Here is a 4,642-nt window from a genome sequence, read left to right on the forward strand (position 1 = left end):
TAAAGCGTCGTCGGGGGTTAGGTGGGGTTTGGGGCGGGAAGGGGAGCGACCTCGCAATCCAAGCCCCCTTCCCGCCCTATAGAAAGCTTTGACGCGTCTAGCGAAGCGGACGTCAGAATTTTAAAATTTTATCTACGCGCGCCGTGCAAGCGTGATGATAATCGCAAAAAGACGCGGCGGAATTTTAAAATTTCACTCGCCGCGGCACCTTAAAATTTCCGCGACGGGCGCGCGATAAATTTAAAATTTAGCCGCAATTTAGGGGTTTGCAATGCTTCTATTTTTCTTTACGATCTTTCCGATATCGCTGATGCCGGGCATCAACATGACCTACGCGCTAAATCTAGGCATCGCGCGCGGCTATCTTAGGGCGCTGCCTGCGTTGCTGGCGCAGGTGCTGGGCGTCGCAGCCGTGGCGCTTGCGTGCATATTCGGCGTCGCGGGCATTCTGCTTGCGCACCCTGCGGCGCTTAGCGCGATTAAAATTTTAGGCGGCGCGTATATCTTCTATCTGGGCGTCGCGACCTTTTTAACGCGCGGAAATTTCAAGCTGCAAAAACAGAAGCGCAGCGAAAATATCTTCCTCCAAGGCCTCGTAGTCGCGGTCTCAAATCCCAAGGCGTGGATATTTTTTACCGCGCTCTTTCCGCCGTTTTTGGACGCGGACAACCTTTTCGGCGCGCGCACATTCGTCCTCGTCGCTACGCTGTGCGTAAGCGAAAGCATCTGTCTTAGCATCTACGCGCTGGGCGGAGCGGTGCTAAAAAATCTGCTGAAAACCCACCTGAAATACCTCGAAATTTTCTGCTCGGTGCTGATGTGCGCGATCGGGCTTTGGATGATTTTGGGCTAAAATTTTGATTAAATTTAGCGTCCGAGCTTTGATGGAATTTTTAAATTTAAAAGATAGATTGAAAAGCGATATTGCTGCGGCTAAATTCCGAGAAAAATCCCGAAATTTAGCCGCTAGCTTTGAATTAAAATTTTAAGTGCTCGGTCGCGTGTGGCAAGCGCCGCGGCGATTATCGTCTGCAGCGGATCCGTGTCCGTAGCGAACTCACAGCGAACCTGCGGCGCGTTTAGGCGGTTTTAGCTCTGCGGGTAGCACCGCTTCCGTTTGTGACGTGCCCGCGTAAATTTAAAATTTACGCAAGCGAAGCGCGACAGACCCAGATTTTTGTATCGCCGCATCCGCTTAAATTTTAAAATTTAATCTCTGCCGTGAAGCTCGTCGATGTAGAATTTCACAGAGCCGAGACCCTCTTTTTTCGCCCATTCGTAGGCGCTTGAGACGAACTCCCAGTTGATGCCTGCGTAGAATTTCTCCAGATATTTCGGGCGCGCGTTGTGCTCATCGATGTAATACGCGTGCTCCCAAACGTCCACGACTAGAAGCGGCACGAGCCCTTCGGTCACCGGCGTGGCGGCGTTTTGAGTCGCTTTAATGCAAAGCTTACCCGATTTGGGATCGTAAGCAAGCCACACCCAGCCCGAGCCGAAATGCGCCGTAGCAGCAGCCAAAAACTCGCTTTTAAAATCCGCGAAATTTTCCGCTAGCGCCGATTTTAGCTCTGCAGACGGCTCACTAGGCTTTGCAATGCAATCCCAATAAAAATCGTGGTTGTAAACCTGCGCTGCGTTGTTGAAAAGCCCGCCGCTAGCGGCCGTTACGATCTCGTAAAGCCCCTTGCCCGCAAACTCGCCCGATTCGGTAAGTTTATTTAAATTTGCCACGTAGGTCGCGTGGTGCTTGCCGTGGTGATAGTCACAGGTTTGCTTGCTTACGACCGCGTTATGCGCCGCATCGAACGGCAACTCTCTAAGTTTAAACATCTTTCTCTCCTTGAAATGAATTTTGAAGCGATTATAGCCTAAAATTTCTAAACGAATAATAAAATTTATTATTTAGGATTAATTTTAAGACGAATTTCAATCTAAGCCACCGCAATCGCGCTTTAAATTTAAAATTTAGGCGATTTAATAACGCCAGAGCTTTCTTTTATCCTCATCGGAGCGCTTTTTGTGTACGACTGGGCGTACGGGCTTAAGCGCGCTGCCGGTACGCACGAGCGGTTGCTTACCGTCATCTGCGCGATTGCGAACTTTTTATATTTATGCTTGCTTTTAAATACATAGCGCGGCACTCGCATACGTTCTATATACGGGGCTTGGCATGCTTTTTATCGTCTTTTTTGAAATGATCGTCGCGCTAGAAGAGGACTCGGAGGTGAGTCTACTTCGCATATTTTCATACTCATGCTAAGTATGTACAGGTATCGGCACGATCGGTGCCGTGACCTTAGGCATATTCGTTCGCTGCTAGAAAATTTCTGCACGCAATGCGCCTGTTATTTCTCATAATTTCAAGCGCCGCGATGCTGAAATTAATTTAGAATTTTGGCGAATTTAGCTAAGCTTAGCGCTAAATTTAACGCAAAGGAAAACCATGAAAATCATCGAAGGCTCACTTGCTCTTAAGGGCAGCGAAAAGATCCTAATCATCAACGCACGCTTCAACCACATCATCACCGATCGCCTAGTCGAGGGGGCGCACGATGCGTTTTTGCGCCACGGCGGCAAGGAGGAAAATTTAAGTCTGATGCTGGTGCCGGGCGCTTTTGAGATCCCGCTCGCGCTTGAAAAGGCGCTAAGCTCCAAGCTCTACGACGCCGTCGTCTGCCTAGGTGCGGTGATCCGCGGCTCTACTCCGCATTTTGACTACGTAAGCGCCGAGGTAAGCAAAGGTATCGCGAATACCATGCTAAAATACGGCGCGCCCGTGACTTTCGGCGTACTGACTACCGATAATATCGAGCAGGCGATCGAGCGAGCAGGCTCAAAGGCCGGCAACAAGGGCTTTGAAGCGATGAGCGGCGCGATCGAGCTTCTAAGCCTATTTCGCAACATAAAGGCGTAAAATGGCCACCAGACACCAAGCCAGGCTCGCTGCGATCTCGCTGCTTTACTCCCGGGATATGAACGGCGGCGGCGAGGACTTTGCGGACGAGTATCTGGAAGAAAAGCGCATTCGCAACGAGCAGCGCAACTGGACGCTGGCGCTTCTGCGCGGCGCTAGCGAAAATCTCGCTGCAGTTGATGCGCTGATAGATGAAAATTTAAAGGAATTTAAGCTCGCCGAAATTTCGGCTCTGGAGCGCGCGATACTGCGGCTCGGGGCGTATGAGTTGCGCTTTACGGACACCGACGCAGGCATCGTCATCAACGAAGCGATCAACTCCGCCAAGGAGCTTGGCATCTCGTCTAAATTTATTAACGGCGTGCTGGATGCGCTAAAAGATAGCCCCGTAAATATCGCGGCGGATAAAATTTCCAAGCCGACTGCGACGGCAAGCGAAAATCCTGGGTCAACCACGGAGGCAGTCAAAAATTTTAAGTCTGCTGCGGCGGAAAGCTCCGCCGTTTCGGACAGGGACGATACGGCGAAAAATTTCATCCCCGCAGGCGCGGACGACGAGACAAAAAATTTTACTAAGCCAAAGAGAGGCGGCACGCCGAAAAATTCTACGGCGAGCAGAAGCAGACCGTCTAAAAAGCCCGCTAATTCGAAAACCCGCAGCGCATCCGCAAAAAAATCCGAAGCCGCCGCGAGCAAAAAATTTAAAACGGAGAGAAATCTCAAGACCGGAGATAAATTTAAGACGGAGAAAACGGGCAAAAATTTCAAAACGGGCGAGCGAAGTAAAAATTTTAAGGCAGGCGAACGAGGCAAAGACGCCGCGCCGAAAAAAGAGGGCGCGGATAGAAATTTCAGAGTCGGCAAAAGCACAGCACCGAAAAAGGGCACTGCTGGTAAAAATACTGCGCCGAAAAGTAGCACGGGGCGCAAAATCTCTACCGCGCCGAAAAAATCTGCGGGCAGCAGAGGCACCGTCTCAAAAAGACCAGCAGGCAACAAAGGCGCTCTCTCGAAAAGACCCGCAGGCAGCAAAGGCGCAATACGTGGCAAGGATAAACGGTGAAGCTCTGCGTCGCGCTTGATTTGGGCTCGAAGCAGCAGTGTTTACAGCTAGCGGAGGGGCTTGCGGACTTTGCGGATAAAATTTGGCTAAAAGTGGGCTTGCGAGCCTATTTGCGCGACGGAGCGGGCTTTATCGAGGAGCTAAAAAAGCTTGGAAATTTTAAAATTTTCCTCGATCTAAAGCTCTACGACATCCCAAACACGATGGCTGACGCGGCCGAGGAGATCGCAAAGCTCGGCGTCGATATGATAAATGTGCACGCAAGCAGCGGCAAGCGAGCTATGGCTACGGTGATGCAGCGACTGGACAGGCTAGCTTCGCGTCCGCTAGTGCTAGCGGTTTCTGCGCTAACGAGCTTTGACGAGACCGAATTTAGCGCGGTTTACGAGCAAAATTTGGGCGACGCCGTGCGAAAATTTGGCGTGATGAGCTACGAAGCGGAGCTTGACGGCATGGTCTGCTCGGCGTTCGAGAGCCGCCTGATAAAGGACGCTACGAGCGCAAATTTTATCACGCTCTGCCCGGGCGTAAGGCCATTTGGCGAGAGTGCGGGGGATCAAAAGCGGGTGGCTGATCTAGACGTCGCGCGCGAGGCAGGGGCCGATTTTATCGTAGTCGGTCGCCCGATCTATCAAAGCGCCGATCCGCGCGAAATTTGCGAG

The 4,642-nt window shown here is 51.3% G+C and carries 4 protein-coding genes and 1 pseudogene; 4 read left to right on the plus strand and 1 reads right to left on the minus strand.

The window, feature by feature from the left end; translation table 11 throughout:
- Positions 1–271 precede the first annotated feature (271 nt).
- Positions 272–853, plus strand: coding sequence for a LysE family translocator (locus Q0438_RS09935; protein WP_299190550.1), 582 nt, complete (start codon positions 272–274; stop codon positions 851–853).
- Between the two features lie 356 nt (positions 854–1,209).
- Here Q0438_RS09935 and sodB read toward each other — a convergent pair whose 3' ends face one another.
- Positions 1,210–1,833, minus strand: coding sequence for a superoxide dismutase [Fe] (gene sodB / locus Q0438_RS09940; RefSeq protein WP_297942027.1), 624 nt, complete (start codon positions 1,831–1,833; stop codon positions 1,210–1,212).
- A gap of 613 nt (positions 1,834–2,446) precedes the next feature.
- On the opposite strand from sodB, the gene ribH reads away from it, so the two are divergent.
- From ribH to pyrF, 3 genes and pseudogenes are all read left to right on the plus strand, one after another.
- On the plus strand, positions 2,447–2,917 hold the full coding sequence (ribH, locus tag Q0438_RS09945; RefSeq protein WP_295152917.1) for a 6,7-dimethyl-8-ribityllumazine synthase: 471 nt from the start codon (positions 2,447–2,449) through the stop codon (positions 2,915–2,917).
- A 1-nt stretch (position 2,918) separates the two neighbouring features.
- Positions 2,919–3,293 (plus strand): annotated as a pseudogene (nusB, locus tag Q0438_RS09950) (transcription antitermination factor NusB); the annotation flags it as partial.
- A 683-nt stretch (positions 3,294–3,976) separates the two neighbouring features.
- The coding region (pyrF, locus tag Q0438_RS09955; protein ID WP_299190552.1) for an orotidine-5'-phosphate decarboxylase at positions 3,977–4,642 on the plus strand (666 nt) is incomplete at its 3' end.

It is taken from the genome of uncultured Campylobacter sp. (genome assembly GCF_938030785.1).
Taxonomy (GTDB): domain Bacteria; phylum Campylobacterota; class Campylobacteria; order Campylobacterales; family Campylobacteraceae; genus Campylobacter_B.

What these genes read in the sequence shown, in the direction of transcription:
- sodB (WP_297942027.1), bottom strand. Translation starts at nt 1,833, where the DNA reads ATGTTTAAACTTAGAGAGTTGCCGTTCGATGCGGCGCATAACGCGGTC.
- ribH (WP_295152917.1), top strand. Translation starts at nt 2,447, where the DNA reads ATGAAAATCATCGAAGGCTCACTTGCTCTTAAGGGCAGCGAAAAGATC.
- Q0438_RS09935 (WP_299190550.1), top strand. Translation starts at nt 272, where the DNA reads ATGCTTCTATTTTTCTTTACGATCTTTCCGATATCGCTGATGCCGGGC.